Consider the following 14,514-nt stretch of genomic DNA (forward strand, 5'->3'; position numbering starts at 1 on the left):
CGCGATGCAGTTCGGACGCACCTACGAGGAGTTCGAGGTCGGGGCGACGTACAAGCACTGGCCGGGCAAGACGGTCACGGAGTACGACGACCACCTGTTCTGTCTCCTCACCATGAACCACCACCCGCTCCACATGGACACCAACTATGCGGAGAAGACGACGGACTTCGGCAAGAACGTCGTCGTAGGCAACTACATCTACTCGCTGCTGCTCGGCATGTCCGTGCCGGACGTCTCCGGCAAGGCGATCGCCAACCTGGAGATCGAGTCGCTCAAGCACGTGGCGCCGACCTTCCACGGCGACACGATCTACGGCCAGACGACCGTGCTGGACAAGTGGCCGTCGAAGTCGAAGGACGACCGCGGCATCGTCCACGTCGAGACCAAGGGCTACAAGCAGGACGGCACCCTGGTGTGCGTCTTCCGCCGCAAGGTCATGGTGCCCACCGAGACCTACATCAAGGAGCGCGGCGGCGAGCAGCCGGGCCGTCCCGAACTGAAGCAGCAGGAGAAGTAGAGATGGCCCGTCTCGCCCAGACCGCCGGTCTGACCGACGTCCAGCAGGAGATCCTCTCCACCGTCCGCGACTTCGTGGACAAGGAGATCATCCCGGTCGCCACCGGGCTGGAGCACCGCGACGAGTACCCGCAAGCGATCGTGGACGGCCTGAAGGAACTCGGCCTCTTCGGTCTGATGATCCCCGAGGAGTACGGGGGCCTGGGCGAGTCGCTCCTCACCTACGCGCTGTGCGTGGAGGAGATCGCCCGTGGCTGGATGTCGGTGTCCGGCATCATCAACACGCACTTCATCGTGGCGTACATGCTCAAGCAGCACGGCACGCAGGAGCAGAAGGAGCACTTCCTGCCGCGGATGGCGGCCGGCGACATCCGGGGCGCCTTCTCGATGTCGGAGCCGGGCCTCGGCTCCGATGTGTCGGCGATCACGTCCAAGGCGGTCAAGGACGGCGACGAGTACGTCCTGAACGGCCAGAAGATGTGGCTGACGAACGGCGGTACGTCGTCCCTGGTGGCCGTCCTGGTCCGAAGTGACGAAGGACACCCCGACGGCACCGCGCCCCACAAGTCGATGACCACCTTCCTGGTCGAGAAGGAGCCGGGCTTCGGCGAGGTCCGCCCGGGCCTCACCATCCCCGGCAAGATCGACAAGATGGGCTACAAGGGCGTCGACACCACCGAGTTGATCATGGACGGCCTGCGCATTCCGGCCGATCGGGTGCTCGGCGGCGTCACCGGCCGAGGTTTTTACCAAATGATGGACGGCGTGGAGGTCGGCCGCGTCAATGTGGCGGCCCGTGGCTGCGGTGTCGCTCAGCGTGCCTTCGAGCTGGGCGTCCAGTACGCCCAGCAGCGTCACACTTTCGGGAAGCCGATCGCCCAGCACCAGGCCATCCAGTTCAAACTGGCGGAGATGGCCACCAAGGTGGAGGCGGCGCATGCCATGATGGTGAACGCTGCACGCAAAAAGGACTCCGGCGAACGAAACGACCTTGAAGCAGGGATGGCGAAGTACCTCGCCTCCGAGTACTGCAAGGAGGTCGTGGAGGATGCCTTCCGGATCCACGGCGGCTACGGCTTCTCCAAGGAGTACGAGATCGAGCGCCTCTACCGCGAGGCCCCGATGCTGCTCATCGGTGAAGGCACCGCCGAGATCCAGAAAATGATCATCGGGCGCAGACTGCTCGAAGAGTATCGATTCCAGGGCTGATTGTCCGGGTACGGGGTGTTTTCTTCGAGAAGAAGATCACACCCCGTAGGCGGCCTTCGGCCGCCGACTCGGCTGACTGGCTTGCCCAGTTGTAGGCCCCGACCGGTACGATCCCGGGAAAGCCGCCGTCCCCCGTCGAAGCGCGGCATCATCCGCTACGAAGGTCATCCATGCCCCACAGCCAAACCTCTGCACCTCGCGACAGCCGAGCAGGCGTACGCCTCGCGCGCGGAGCATCGCCGTGGCTTCTTCCGACCGTCGCCACCGCCGCCCTCAGCCTGGCCCGCGCCCGCCGCTCGGGCGCGGCCAAGGCCGTCGCCGTGCCCGCCACCGCGCTCGCGGCGGGCATGCTGTGGTTCTTCCGCGACCCCGAGCGCGAGATCGCCACGGGCCGGGTCATCTCCCCCGCCGACGGTGTGGTGCAGAGCATCATGCCGTGGAAGGACGGGCGCACCCGCGTCGCGATCTTCATGAGCCCGCTGAACGTCCACGTCAACCGCGCGCCCCTCGCGGGCACGGTGACGTCGGTCGAGCACATCCCCGGCGGCTTCGTTCCCGCTTTCAACAAGGAGAGCGAGAACAACGAGCGCGTAGTCTGGCATTTCGACACCGAACTCGGCGACATCGAGATGATCCAGATCGCCGGCGCGGTGGCCCGCCGCATCGTGCCCTACCTTCCCGAGGGCACGAAGGTCGAGCAGGGCGACCGTATCGGTCTGATCCGCTTCGGCTCGCGTGTCGACCTCTACCTGCCCGAGGGCGTGGAGGTCGCGGTCGAGGTCGGTCAGAAGACCGTGGCTGGGGTGACTCGCATTGACCGTGATTGATCCGGAGACCCAGGCGGGCTGGGTGCCCGAGGCAGACGAGGTGGACGAAGAGGAGGAGATGCCCCTCTCTCTCCGCCTGTCGATAGCGGACACCCTCACCCTGGGCAACGCGACGTGCGGCTTCATGGCGGTGTACTTCACCACCACCGGGATCCTCATCCCGCACCTCACGGGCAACGACGAGTCCGCCGGCATGGCCCGGCACAGCGCCGCCACCGCCGTGATCCTGATGCTCTGCGCGGCCGTGTTCGACCTGTTCGACGGCCTGGTGGCGAGGAAGCTGCGCTCCTCCCCCATGGGCGCCGAGCTGGACAACCTGTCCGACCTGATCAGCTTCGGCCTGGCGCCCGCGTACTTCGTCCTCGTCTACGGCATGGTCGCGGACGACGCCCACCAGAGAGTGGCCGCGCTCGGGGCGATCGTGGTGCTCCTGGCCGTCGTGCTCCGTCTGGCGCGCTTCTCCTGCGTGACCTTGAAGGACGGCATGTTCCAGGGCATGCCCTCGCCGTTCGGCGCCCTGACGGTCGTCTCGATCGTGCTGCTGGAGCTGCCCTTCGTGGCGACGCTGCTGGCGATCCTGGGCACCGCCTGGCTGATGGTGAGCCGGGTCGAGTACCCGAAGCCGCGGGGCCGCCTCGCCGGCGCGATGCTCGGCTGGATCGTCCTGTCCATGGGCCTCCTGGCCGCCTGGGCCTTCGACGCCCCGAGCGGTCAGCTGCTCCTGCAGACGGGCTGCGCGCTGCAGCTGGTCATGGGCGCGGTGATCCCGCTGTTCGCCACGGCCCGCCGGGTGAACAACTTCCGCGGCAACCGACGCGAGGCACGCGCGGCACAGCTGCCGTAGCGGCGCTCGTACGAAGGGCCCCGGACCGTTCTGGTCCGGGGCCCTTCGTCCTGCCCGGCCGGGGCGGGGCCTCAGCTCAGGTGGTCCTCGGCGATCCGGGCGGCGACCTGCTCCAGGATCGGTCCCGCTTCCGCGATGCACCGGGCGACGTCCGGCTCCACGGACGTCAGCGGGTACGCCTGGCCGATACCGGCCCGCAGCAGGGCCTCCGGGGGCAGAGCGAGCCGTCCGCACACCGCGACGACCTCCTTGCCGGCCGCCCGCGCCGCCGCGGCCACGCCCGCCGGTGCCTTGCCGTGCAGGGTCTGCTCGTCCAGCGAGCCCTCGCCGGTGACCACCAGGGAGGCCCTCTCCAGAGCGGGCGCGAAGCCCAGCACGTCCAGCATGACCTCGATACCGGCTCGGAACCGTGCGCCCATGAGCAGCGCGCCGTAACCGATGCCGCCGGCCGCGCCGGCCCCCGGCGACGCGGCGTACTCCGCCGCCCGCGGCCCGGCCTCGCCCTCCAGCACCTTCGCGAAGTGGGCCAGGGCCGCGTCGAGGGTCTCGACGTCGTCCGGCGTGGCCCCCTTCTGCGGTCCGTACACCGCCGCAGCGCCCTTCGGCCCGGTCAGCGGGTTGTCGACGTCACTGGCCAGCACCAGCTCGACCGACGCCAGCCTGGGGTCGAGACCCGACAGGTCCGCGCGGGCCAGCCCGGCGAGGCCGCCGCCGCCCGGGGACACCGGCTCGCCGTTCTCGTCCAGGAAGCGCGCGCCGAGCGCCGCCAGCATTCCCGCGCCGCCGTCCGTGGTCGCGCTGCCGCCGACGCCGAACACGATCGTCCGCGCGCCCGCGTCCAGCGCGGCCCGCAGCAGCTCGCCGGAGCCGTACGTGGACGCGGTCAGCGGGGCGAGGACACCGGCGGGCAGCCGCTGGAGTCCGCTCGCCTCGGCCATCTCCACGACCGCCGTGCCACCGCGCAGCGCGAACGCGGCCGTGACCTCCCGGCCGAGCGGTCCGGCCACCCGGACCTCCCGGCGTTCGAAGCCGGCCGCCACCGCCGCGTCCACGGTGCCGTCGCCGCCGTCGGCCACGGGCAGCGCCTCCACCTGGAGGTCCGGCACGATCCGGCGCAGCCCGGCCGTCACCCGCTCGGCGACCTGTACGGCCGTCAGCGAGCCCTTGAACTTGTCCGCGGCGATGAGCACCCGACGGGTCTCGTTCACTGCAGCGTCCGCCACCTTGCTTTCCCCTTGCTCTCCGGGCCCCGCGCACGTCAGGGCCAGTCGCGCCGCTGCGACCTTAACCTCAGGACGCCCCCGCCGTCATGCCCCGACCGAACCGTGGAAAGCCGCCGGCGGACGGCCGGCGGGCGGCCGGGAGGCGGCCCGGGAAAACGGGTAGACCCCAGCCATGACCACGCGGCCCCTGACCACCCGGCGGACCGAACCCGACCTGGCCGACCGCATCCACGGCGGCTGGCTCGGCCGGATCGCGGGGAACATGCTCGGCAAACCGGTCGAACAGGGCGAGGTGTGGACCCGCGAACGCATCGACCGCTATCTGCGCCGGGCGGCGGCCCTGCCGCTCACCGACTACCTGCCCGAACCCGCCGACGCCGAGGAGAGCGCCGTACTGCGCCCGGAGTGGCGGGCGTGCGTGCGCGGCCGGATCCACGGCAGCTGCCGGGACGACGACGTGGACTACGCGATCCTCGGGCTGCACCTGCTGGAGACCCACGGCTTCGGGTTCTCCACCGAGCAGGTCGGCGATCTGTGGCTGTTGCGGATGCCGTACCTGCAGACCTTCACCGCGGAACGGGCGGCGTACCGGAACCTCGCGAACGGGCTGAAGCCGCCGCTGACGGCGACGTACGAGAACCCGTACCAGGAGTGGATCGGCGCGCTGATCCGCGCCGACGTCTACGGCTGGACCTGTCCCGGCGAACCGTCGCGCGCCGCGGGGCTGGCCCGCCGGGACGCGGTCCTCTCGCACACCGGCAACGGCGTGTACGGGGCGATGTTCGCGGCCGCGCTGGTCTCGGCGGCCTTCACCGCCGCGACCGTGCGGGACGCGCTGGAGACGGCGCTCGGGGTGATCCCGGCGAGCAGCCGCCTCGCCCGGACGGTCCGGCGGGTCGCGACCCTGCACGAGGCCCGTCTGCCCTGGGAGGAGACCCTGGCGACGCTGTCGGAGGAGACGGCCGGCCTCGGCTGGATCCACACGGTGCCCAACGCGGCCGTGCTCACCGCCGGGCTGCTGTACGGCGACGGCGACTTCACCCGGACCATCGCGCTGACCGTGCGCGGCGGCCTGGACACCGACTCCAACGGCGCGACCGCCGGTTCGGTGGCCGGGGTCGTCACCGGTGCGGCGGCGATCCCGGACCAATGGACGGAGCCACTGGAGGACACCGTCCGCAGCGCGGTGTTCGGCTTCGACGGGGTGCGGATCAGTGCGCTGGCCGAACGCACCCTGCGCCTGGCCCGGAGCGGGTCGTAGCCGGGTGACGGCTGGTTACCCTTCCTGGATGACCACGACTCCAGACTTCGCCGCGTACATCGCAAGCCTGCCCCGGGTCCTCGCCGGTGCCGCCGCGCTCTTCCGGGACGACAAGGGACGGGTGCTGCTCGTCGAGCCGAACTACCGCGAGGGCTGGGCGCTGCCGGGCGGCACCATCGAGTCCGACGACGGGGAGACCCCGCGCCAGGGCGCCCGCCGGGAGACGCTGGAGGAGATCGGGCTCGACCGTGAGCTCGGCCGGCTGCTGGCCGTGGACTGGGTGCACGGCACGGGCCGGCCGCCGCTGGTGGCGTACCTGTACGACGGCGGTGTCCTCGCGGAGGCCGACTTCAAGGCGATCCGCCTCCAGGAGGAGGAGCTGCTGTCCTGGCGTGTGGTGCCGCGCGAGGAGATCCCCGAGCATCTGCCGGGTGCCCTCGGCCGCCGGGTGCTGGCCGCCCTCGACGCCGTGACGGACGGCTCCCCCACGGTCGAGCTGGAGAACGGCCACCGGGTCGCCTGAGACACGCGGCGCCGCGGAGGCGCCCCTCAGCCCTCGGGGTCGCGGGGCTTGGCGTCGACCTCGCGCAGGGCGTCGTCGCGGGCGGCGACCCTCGCCTCCGTGCGGTGTCCGCGCTCGATGTAGTCGCGGACGACCAGTTCGACGGCGTCCTGCGGATTCCCGACACCGGCGAGCACCATGACCTCCACGACGAGCTGGGCGTCGAGCGAGACAGTCACCTTGGCCATGCCCGGACGCTAGCATCGGGGGTTCCCCGCCGTGACCCGTTCCGCCCGACCCGGCGACCGTGACCGGTTCCGCCCGACCCGAGGACGACGACCGCCGATGCCCCGCACCACGGACCCGCTCGACGGCCCGCTCGACGACCGCGGCGACGTCCGCCGCGTCCTCGCGGTACCCGTCACGCTGCTCACCCTCGTCGCCGCGTTCTTCTGCTGGGCCGCGCTCGTCACACGTCCCAACGGCCCCTGGGACGACGGCGCGTACGCGGGCGTCGCCGCGGCGTGCCTCCTCACCCTGGCCGCCGCGGGTGCGGTGACGGCCCTGTGGCTGTTCCCGTCGGTACGCCGGGCCATGGGGTGGGCCTGGGCGGCGCCCGCACTGACGCTGGCAGCGGTGGCGGCGCTCCGCCTGGCCTGGCTCGACTGACGTTTAATCCGTTCGCCGGAGCCACGGCACCCGGCCTACCCTCGGCGGCATGACCAAGCCTCTCGTCGCCGTCCTCAGCGGGGCCGGCATCTCCACCGACTCCGGGATCCCCGACTACCGCGGTCCGAACGGGCTGTGGCGGCGCGATCCCGAGGCGGAGAAGCTGGTGACCTACGAGTACTACATGGGCGATCCGGAGATCCGGCGGCGGTCCTGGCTGATGCGGCGCGAGAGCGGCGCGCTGCGGGCCCGGCCGAACGCGGCCCACCGCGCCGTCGCCGAACTGGACCGGTCCGGCATCCCGGTGCGCGTGCTCACGCAGAACGTGGACGGGCTGCACCAGCTGGCCGGGATGCCCGCCCGCAAGGTGCTCGAACTGCACGGCAGCGCCCACGGTGTCGTCTGCACGCAGTGCCGTGCGCGCGGCTCCATGGCGGACGCGCTCGCCCGGGTCGAGGCCGGCGAGGACGATCCGGCCTGTCTGGACTGCGGCGGCATCCTCAAGTCGGCCACCGTGATGTTCGGCGAACGGCTCGACCCGGTGGTGCTGGGCGAGGCGGCCGCCATCGCCAAGGCCTGCACGGTGTTCGTCGCGGTCGGCAGCACCCTCCAGGTACAGCCCGCCGCCGGCCTCGCGGGCGTCGCCGCCGACCACGACGCCCGCCTGATCATCGTCAACGCCGAACCGACCCCGTACGACGACCTGGCCGCCGAAGTGATCCGCGAGCCCATCGGCACCGCCCTGCCCGAACTGCTGCGCCGGATCGGCGCCGAGGACGCCGCCTGACGCCTGTCGCGGCCGGCCGTGCCGCCCCCGTGGGCTAGAACAGCGCCGCGCCCCGTTCGAAGTCCAGGAGGCGGCGTTTGCGGGGGAGGCCGCCGCCGTAGCCGGTGAGGCTGCCGTCGGAGCCGACCACGCGGTGGCAGGGGACGATGATGCCGACGGGGTTGCGGCCGTTGGCGAGGCCGACGGCGCGGGAGGCACCGGGGTTGCCGAGGGCGCCGGCGAGTTCGCCGTAGGTGCGGGTCTCGCCGTAGGGGATGCGGGTGAGGCCGTCCCAGACCAGGCGCTGGAACGGCGTCCCGTGCAGGGCGAGTTCGAGGGTGAACTCGGTCAACTCGCCCGCGAAGTAGGCCGACAGCTGCTCCTCCGCCTCGGCGAAACAGCGCAGGCCGTCCTCCGGCGGGCCGAAGCTCTCCTCGGGCGGCCGGTGCCGCTGCTCGGCCATGTACAGGCCGCACAGGGCGCCGTCCGCGTCGGCGACCAGGGTGAGCGGGCCGTACGGGCTGTCGATCACAGTGTGGCGTTTCACGGCTTCCATCACTCCAAGGGGCTCACACGGGAAGGAAGTTGATCGGGTGGCTGTCGGTCGCCCACAGGTACTGCACGGCGTACGCCCGCCAGGGCCGCCAGACCTCGGCGCGCGCGGTGAGCGCGGCCGGGGTGGAGGGCAGGCCGAGCTCGCCCGCCGCCCGGCGGATGCCCAGGTCGGTGGGGAGGAAGGCGTCGGGATCGCCGAGGGCCCGCATCGCGATGGCGTCGACCGTCCAGGGGCCGAAGCCGGGCAGCGCGAGCAGCCGGGCGCGGGCTTCCGCCCAGTCCGAGTCGACGCCCAGGTGCAGGGTGCCGTCGGCGAGTCGCCGGACGAGGGTGGTGAAGGTGGTGCGCCGGGTGCGGGGCATCGCCAGGGTCTCGGGGTCGACGGCGGCCAGCGCCTCGGCGGACGGGAAGAGGTGGGTGAGGCCGCCCTCGGGGTCGTCGAGGGGCTTGCCGTGCGCGGTGACCAGGCGGCCCGCGTGGGTGCGGGCGGCGGCCGTGGACACCTGCTGCCCGAGGACGGCGCGTACGGCGAACTCGGCCTCGTCGACCGTGCGCGGTACCCGGCGGCCCGGGGCCCGGTCGACCAGGGGTGCGAGCAACGGGTCGGTGCGCAGCCTGCCGTCGACGGCGACGGGGTCGGCGTCCAGGTCGAGCAGCCGGCGGCAGCGGCTGATCGCCACGGTCAGGTCGCGCAGGTCGCTGAGGGTGAGGCGGCAGGCGATGTGGTCGGGGCGCGGGGTGAGCGCGACGATGCCGTGGCCGAAGGGCAGCCGGAGCGTGCGCCGGTAGGCGCCGTCGCGCCACTCCTCGACGCCGGGTACGGCGGTGGCGGCGAGGTGGCCGAAGAGGCTGTCGGGATTGAGCGGGGCGCGGAACGGCAGGCGCAGGGCGAGGGTGCCCGGGGTGCCCGCCGCGCGGCTGCCGGGGACTCGTGCGCGCAGCTCGCTCGGGGACAGGGCGAAGACCTCGCGCACGGTGTCGTTGAAGGTGCGGATGGAGGAGAAGCCGGCCGCGAAGGCGATCTCCGCCATGGGCAGCGGGGTGGTCTCGATGAGCAGGCGGGCGGTCTGGGCGCGCTGGGCGCGGGCCAGTGCGAGGGGTCCGGCGCCCAGCTCGGCGAGCAGCTGCCGTTCCACCTGCCGGGTGCTGTAGCCGAGCCGGGTGGCGAGGCCGGGCACGCCCTCGCGGTCCACGACGCCGTCGGCGATGAGCCGCATCGCGCGGGCGACCAGGTCGGCGCGCAGGTTCCACTCCGGGGAGCCAGGGCTGGTGTCGGGGCGGCAGCGCTTGCAGGCCCGGAAGCCGGCCTGCTGGCAGGCGGCGGCGCTCGGGTAGAACGTCATGTTCTCGGGCTTGGGCGGGACCGCCGGGCAGCTGGGCCGGCAGTAGATGCGCGTGGTCAGAACGGCCGTGAAGAACCAGCCGTCGAACCGCGCGTCCTTGGACTGGACGGCACGTACGCAGTGCTCCCGGTCGAAGTGGGTCCCTGTCCGCGTCCTCGTCTGCGTCCCTGTCTGCATGACTCCAGGATCGGCCAGGGCCGGAGCGGGCCGCTGGCGAGAATGCGACATGTACGTGAGGTGGCCAGGGAGGGGGGTGGTCGGGGCGGGTGTGTCCCCGGCGTCACGGCCGTCCGGTGGGGGCGTGGTCCTCGTGCCGGAAGCGGGCGGCCCACTCCGCGGTGGTCCGCAGGCCACCGAACGTGTAGAAGTGCACCTTCACCCGGCCGTGCCGTGCGGGGTCGTACCGCTCGGCCAGCGCGTGCAGGAAGCGGTCCGGGCCGGTCGTGCCCATCAGGTTGGTCAGCGAGAAACCGTACTTGCGGGCGACCGAGGCGCTGGTGGCGACGCCGAACCGGGTGGCATAGCCGAGCAGCCGGCGCACACCGGCCGGGCCGGGGACGCCGATGCGGACGGGCAGGTGGACGCCCCGGGCGCGGACGGCCTCCAGCCAGCCGAGGACCGGGACGGGGTCGAAGCCGAACTGGGTGATGACGTCGCCGCCGAACCGGTGGGCGCCGATGGCGGCCGCCTTGTCGGTGAGGGCCGACCACAGGGTGGGGTCCGGTATCGCCGGGTGGCCCTCGGGATACCCGCTGATGCCGACGTGACGGACGCCGTGCTCCTGGAGCAGGCCGGTGCGCAGGAGAGCGAGGGCGTCCGCGTAGGGACCCTCGGGGCGGGCCGGGTCGCCGCCGACGAGGAACACGTTCTCGGCGGTGCCGTCGGCCGCCAGCCCGGACAGGAACTCCTCCAGGGCGGCGCGGGAGGGCAGGCGGCGCGCGGAGATGTGCGGCACGGGGACGAAGCCGAGCCGGCGGACCGCGCGGGCGGCCGTCAGCCGCGTCGCGAGGTCCTCGCCGGCGAGGAAGGTGATGTTGATCCGGGTGCCGGGCGGGATGCTGTCGGACGCCTCCTCCAGGCGGGTCACGTCCTTGCCGGTCATCTCCAGGGAGAAGTCGTCGAGCAGTCCGGTGGCCCGCTCCTGGCTCTCGGCTCCGTGCGGGCCGGGGGTACCCCCGTCGGGCGGGGCGGTGAGAGCGGGGTTCATCGTGCTCCTCTTACGGCGTGGTCCTGACCCGGCCCGATGATGCCACGCGCCCGGCCGCAGCCCGGTCCCAGGGGGAGGTCGGCCCCGGCCCGGCCCTCGGCCGAGCGGTCCCCCGGGCCGTCGCCGGCGCGCGGCCGTACCGGGCCGGAGGTCACGCGAGCCCGTCCGGTTCACCGGCCCTGCGCAGTACCCCGCGCTCGCGCGGGCGCTAAGGCGGCGCTTGTGTGGGGGCGGTCGGGGCGTGCGGTCGTGCGGTGGCGTTCAGTAGCGTGGTGCGTCGGACAACGCTTGCCGGAGCACGGCACATTCCGCCCCGCCCCGCGTGGACGTCCCGCCGGGCTTCTGGAAGGACCCCGTATGCGTCGCATCTCGTCCGCAGTGCACATCTCCGCACCCGCCGAGCAGGTGTGGGCGGTCCTGACCGACTTCGAGCGGTTCCACGAGTGGAACCCCTTCCTCGTCGAGGCCGCCGGACAGGCCGTTCCGGGCACGCGGCTGAGCCTGCGGTTCCGGCTGCCCGGCGGCGGGCGGGAGATGGTCTTCACGCCCACCGTGCTGGAGAGCGAGCCCGGCCGGCTTCTGCGCTGGCGGGGCCGGTTCGGCGTGCCGGGCGTCTTCGACGGGGTGCACAGCTTCGAGCTCACGGCCCGGGACGGCGGCACGCACGTGCTGCAGAGCGAGCGGTTCAGCGGTCTGCTGGTGCCGTTCTCCGGGGCGGTCATCACCCCCTCGGAGAAGGGGTTCCAGGCGCTGACCGACGCGCTGAAGGAGCGGGTCGAGTCCGCCTCCGTCCCGGCTCGGCCGCAGGACTGAACGCCGGGCCGGGCCTGCGGCGTCCGGGGCGCGTCGGCTGCAAGAGGAGCTTTAGGGCGCGGTCACACGATCGACCGACCATGACTCCGCTGGAGAGGCAGCATGACGATGACAGCAGAGCTGACCGCACAGGTGTGCGTGGTAGGAGGGGGGCCCGCCGGGCTCACGCTCGCCGTGGAGCTCGCCAAGCGTTCCGTTTCGGTGGTGGTCCTGGAGCAGAGCGGGCATTTCAACCGTTCGTTCCGGGGCGAGTCGGTGTCTCCGGACTCGGTGTGGATGCTGGACCGGCTCGGGCTGCTCGACCGGCTCGAGGGGACGTACGTCCAGATGCACCACATGGAGATCGTCGACGGTGGCAGCGTCGTGCTGCGGGCCGACCTCTCCGAGTTCCCCTATCCGCATCCCTACCCCGTCGAACTCCCCCAGCCGGCCCTGCTCTCCGCGCTCGCCGACGCCGGGCGGGAACACCCCGGCTTCACGCTCGTCCAGTCCGCCACCGCCGTGGGATTGCTGCGCGAGCAGGGCGACGACGGACCGGTGACCGGGGTGCGGGCCCGCACACCCGACGGTGAGATCACCGTACGGGCCGCGGTGACGGTGGCGGCCGACGGCCGGTTCAGCAAGGTGCGGGAGCTGTCCGGACTGTCCTACGAGAAGCTGCCGCTGGACCGGGACGTCATCTGGCTGCGGCTGCCGTTCCCCGAGCAGTGGGACGGCCACACCTACCGCATCCGCATCCGGGGCGGCGAACACGGGCTGTTCATCCCCACCCATCCGGACAGTGTCCGGGTGGGGCTCAACATCCCCAAGGGCGGCCTGAAGGCGCTGCGCGCGCAGGGTCTCGGCGCGCTCCACGAGCGCCTGGACCGGCTCGCGCCCGAGCTGTCGGACGCGGTGCGCGACACCGTGCGCGCCTGGTCGGACACGTCGATGCTGGACATCTTCACCACGCTGGTGCCGCGCTGGTCGACGCCCGGTCTGATCCTCATGGGGGACGCCGCGCACACCCTGACGCCGATCCTCGGACAGGGCGTCAACCACGCGATCATCGACGCGGTCACGCTGGCGCCCCTGGTGGAGAAGGCGATGGCCGCCGGCGGCGGCCCGGAGCGGCTGCAGCGGGCCGGGGAGGCGTTCCAGGAGGCGCGCGAGGAGTCCGTACGCCGTTCCCGTGCCCTCCAGCTGCGCCAGGAACGCCTGTTCGCGCTGGAGGGGCGGCTCGGCGGCGTGTTCCGCCGGTCGCTGTACCGGGTGATGAACCGCAACCGCTCGGTGCAGCAGCGCGTGCTGTCGCGGGCGTACTTCCAGGTGCAGCAGCCGGGTCCCACCGTGGCCCGGCGGATGGTGCAGGAGCCCGCCCGGCGGGCCTGAGCCCGGTCACCGGCGCGGGGGCCGCCCTCGCGCCGGACGCCGGCACCCGTCGACACGCCGCCGCCCGGATCCCTCGGCAGGGATCCGGGCGGCGGCGTTCCGGGGTCACCGGCGGCGGGTCACCAGGTGACCGGCAGACTGCTCAGGGCGTGCACCATCATGCCGCTGGTCATGGTGAGGTTGCCGACCTCGTCGGCCAGGCGCAGCGTCGGGAAGCGGCGGATCAGCGAGGAGATGGCGATCTGGAGCTCGGCGCGGGCGAGGGCGGCGCCCAGGCAGAAGTGCGCGCCGTGCCCGAACGCCAGGTGGGCGGAGGCGGACGGCCGGGACGGGTCGAAGGAGTCGGCGGACTCCCCGAAGCGGTCGGCGTCCTGGTTGGCGGAGCACACCGAGGCGATCACCCCGCTGCCCTCGGGGATGGTCGTGCCGCCGAGCTCGACGTCCTCCAGCGTGATGCGGAACGGGCCGCCGTCCCCGATGGGGTTGATCCGCAGCAGTTCCTCCACCACGTGGTCGATCGTCCCCGGGTTCTCGCGCAGCGCGGCCAGGTGCTCGGGGTGCCGGAGGAGGGTCAGCACACAGGTGCCGATCATGCTGACGGTGGTCTCGTGGCCGGCCACGAGCAGGGTGATGCCCATGGTGATCAGCTCGTGCTCACTGAGCCGGCCGCCGTCCTCGTCGTGGACGGAGACCAGGGCGCCCATCAGGTCGTCGGTGGGTTCCTCGCGCTTGCGCTGCACCAGCTCGCCGAGGTACTGCACCATCGCCATCCGCTGCTCCAGCACCTCCTCCGGGGTGTGCGAGGTGAGCGAGACGAAGGCGTCGGACCAGGCGCGGAACCTGCCCCGGTCCTCGAAGGGGACGCCGAGCAGCTCGCAGATGACCATCACCGGCAGCGGGAACGCGAAGACGGGGTTGAGGTCGACGGGCCCGGAGAGCTTCTCCATCTCGTCCAGCAGCCCGTCGGTGAGCTCCTGGATGCGGGGGCGCAGGTTCTGTACCCGGCGGGCGGTGAACTCGCGGGAGACGAGCTTGCGCAGCCGGGTGTGCTCGGGCGGGTCCATGGTGAACAGGCTGCCGGCCATGGGCGGGGCCGCGGTGAGCCGCGGGGCCCCCTCGGCGAGCATCGCCGCCCGGCTGAACCGGCCGTCCGCGAGGACGGTGCGGACGTCGTCGTAACGGCTGACCACGTACCCCTCGTCACCGCTGGGCAGCCGGACGTGGGCCACGGGGCACTTGCCGCGCAACTCCTCGTAGACGGGCGGTGTCTGCACGGCCGAGGGGCGGTGGAAGGGGTACTGGAGTCCGGGCTCCGTCCCGGTCTCGGGCGCCGTCCCGGTGTCGGTGCCGGGCGCTGAGGCGGTGTCCATCGTGTGGCCTCCGGTGCTTCGGAAGGTGCATGCGTTCG

At 72.5% G+C, this 14,514-nt stretch carries 16 protein-coding genes; 10 read left to right on the forward strand and 6 right to left on the reverse strand.

Going from position 1 to position 14,514, the window contains the following annotated elements; translation table 11 throughout:
* Nucleotides 1–4: 4 nt before the first annotated feature.
* The 4 genes from BLW57_RS08700 to pssA all read left to right on the forward strand — a co-directional run bounded on the left by BLW57_RS08700 (nucleotide 5) and on the right by pssA (nucleotide 3,396).
* Entirely contained in the window at nucleotides 5–517 is a 513-nt protein-coding gene (locus BLW57_RS08700) for a MaoC family dehydratase (RefSeq protein WP_093473407.1), read from the forward strand.
* Between the two features lie 2 nt (nucleotides 518–519).
* Entirely contained in the window at nucleotides 520–1,725 is a 1,206-nt protein-coding gene (locus tag BLW57_RS08705) for an acyl-CoA dehydrogenase family protein (protein WP_093473409.1), read from the forward strand.
* A 170-nt stretch (nucleotides 1,726–1,895) separates the two neighbouring features.
* A complete protein-coding gene (locus BLW57_RS08710) occupies nucleotides 1,896–2,552 on the forward strand; it encodes a phosphatidylserine decarboxylase (RefSeq protein ID WP_093473410.1) in 657 nt (218 codons plus the stop codon).
* Between the two features lie 22 nt (nucleotides 2,553–2,574).
* Nucleotides 2,575–3,396 (forward strand): CDP-diacylglycerol--serine O-phosphatidyltransferase, encoded by an 822-nt coding sequence (pssA, locus tag BLW57_RS08715; protein WP_093473412.1) that lies wholly within the window; start codon nucleotides 2,575–2,577, stop codon nucleotides 3,394–3,396.
* A 71-nt stretch (nucleotides 3,397–3,467) separates the two neighbouring features.
* On the opposite strand, the gene BLW57_RS08720 is transcribed toward pssA, so the two are convergent.
* Entirely contained in the window at nucleotides 3,468–4,604 is a 1,137-nt protein-coding gene (locus tag BLW57_RS08720; protein ID WP_093473413.1) for a glycerate kinase, read from the reverse strand.
* A gap of 187 nt (nucleotides 4,605–4,791) precedes the next feature.
* On the opposite strand from BLW57_RS08720, the gene BLW57_RS08725 reads away from it, so the two are divergent.
* Both BLW57_RS08725 and BLW57_RS08730 read left to right on the forward strand, forming a co-directional pair.
* Complete coding sequence (locus tag BLW57_RS08725; protein ID WP_176985516.1) at nucleotides 4,792–5,880, forward strand: ADP-ribosylglycohydrolase family protein; 1,089 nt, start codon at nucleotides 4,792–4,794, stop codon at nucleotides 5,878–5,880.
* 28 nt (nucleotides 5,881–5,908) lie between these two features.
* Entirely contained in the window at nucleotides 5,909–6,403 is a 495-nt protein-coding gene (locus BLW57_RS08730; RefSeq protein ID WP_093473415.1) for an NUDIX domain-containing protein, read from the forward strand.
* A gap of 26 nt (nucleotides 6,404–6,429) precedes the next feature.
* On the opposite strand, the gene BLW57_RS08735 is transcribed toward BLW57_RS08730, so the two are convergent.
* Nucleotides 6,430–6,630: a type II toxin-antitoxin system VapB family antitoxin gene (locus BLW57_RS08735; RefSeq protein ID WP_093473416.1), complete on the reverse strand. Its 201-nt coding sequence runs from the start codon at nucleotides 6,628–6,630 to the stop codon at nucleotides 6,430–6,432.
* Nucleotides 6,631–6,727: 97 nt separating this feature from the next.
* Between BLW57_RS08735 and BLW57_RS08740 the strand changes: the two genes are divergently transcribed.
* Both BLW57_RS08740 and BLW57_RS08745 read left to right on the forward strand, forming a co-directional pair.
* Nucleotides 6,728–7,051: a hypothetical protein gene (locus BLW57_RS08740; protein ID WP_093473417.1), complete on the forward strand. Its 324-nt coding sequence runs from the start codon at nucleotides 6,728–6,730 to the stop codon at nucleotides 7,049–7,051.
* 49 nt (nucleotides 7,052–7,100) lie between these two features.
* Nucleotides 7,101–7,838 carry a Sir2 family NAD-dependent protein deacetylase gene (locus tag BLW57_RS08745; protein WP_093473418.1) on the forward strand — a complete coding sequence of 246 codons (738 nt, stop codon included), beginning with the start codon at nucleotides 7,101–7,103 and terminating at the stop codon, nucleotides 7,836–7,838.
* A 34-nt stretch (nucleotides 7,839–7,872) separates the two neighbouring features.
* Here the strand turns inward: BLW57_RS08745 and BLW57_RS08750 are convergent, their stop codons facing one another.
* The 3 genes from BLW57_RS08750 to BLW57_RS08760 form a co-directional block, all read right to left on the reverse strand.
* On the reverse strand, nucleotides 7,873–8,364 hold the full coding sequence (locus tag BLW57_RS08750) for a methylated-DNA--[protein]-cysteine S-methyltransferase (protein WP_093480602.1): 492 nt from the start codon (nucleotides 8,362–8,364) through the stop codon (nucleotides 7,873–7,875).
* Between the two features lie 22 nt (nucleotides 8,365–8,386).
* Nucleotides 8,387–9,892, reverse strand: a complete 1,506-nt coding sequence (locus BLW57_RS08755) for an AlkA N-terminal domain-containing protein (RefSeq protein ID WP_093473420.1) — start codon at nucleotides 9,890–9,892, stop codon at nucleotides 8,387–8,389.
* Nucleotides 9,893–9,995: 103 nt separating this feature from the next.
* Nucleotides 9,996–10,817: a methylenetetrahydrofolate reductase gene (locus tag BLW57_RS08760; protein WP_093480603.1), complete on the reverse strand. Its 822-nt coding sequence runs from the start codon at nucleotides 10,815–10,817 to the stop codon at nucleotides 9,996–9,998.
* A gap of 462 nt (nucleotides 10,818–11,279) precedes the next feature.
* Between BLW57_RS08760 and BLW57_RS08765 the strand changes: the two genes are divergently transcribed.
* Both BLW57_RS08765 and BLW57_RS08770 read left to right on the forward strand, forming a co-directional pair.
* Nucleotides 11,280–11,735 carry an SRPBCC domain-containing protein gene (locus tag BLW57_RS08765; protein ID WP_093473422.1) on the forward strand — a complete coding sequence of 152 codons (456 nt, stop codon included), beginning with the start codon at nucleotides 11,280–11,282 and terminating at the stop codon, nucleotides 11,733–11,735.
* A 102-nt stretch (nucleotides 11,736–11,837) separates the two neighbouring features.
* Entirely contained in the window at nucleotides 11,838–13,106 is a 1,269-nt protein-coding gene (locus BLW57_RS08770) for an FAD-dependent oxidoreductase (protein ID WP_256339433.1), read from the forward strand.
* Between the two features lie 119 nt (nucleotides 13,107–13,225).
* Here the strand turns inward: BLW57_RS08770 and BLW57_RS08775 are convergent, their stop codons facing one another.
* Nucleotides 13,226–14,476 carry a cytochrome P450 gene (locus BLW57_RS08775; protein WP_093473425.1) on the reverse strand — a complete coding sequence of 417 codons (1,251 nt, stop codon included), beginning with the start codon at nucleotides 14,474–14,476 and terminating at the stop codon, nucleotides 13,226–13,228.
* Nucleotides 14,477–14,514 lie beyond the last annotated feature (38 nt).

It is taken from the genome of Streptomyces sp. 1222.5 (assembly GCF_900105245.1).
Lineage (GTDB): Bacteria > Actinomycetota > Actinomycetes > Streptomycetales > Streptomycetaceae > Streptomyces > Streptomyces albidocamelliae.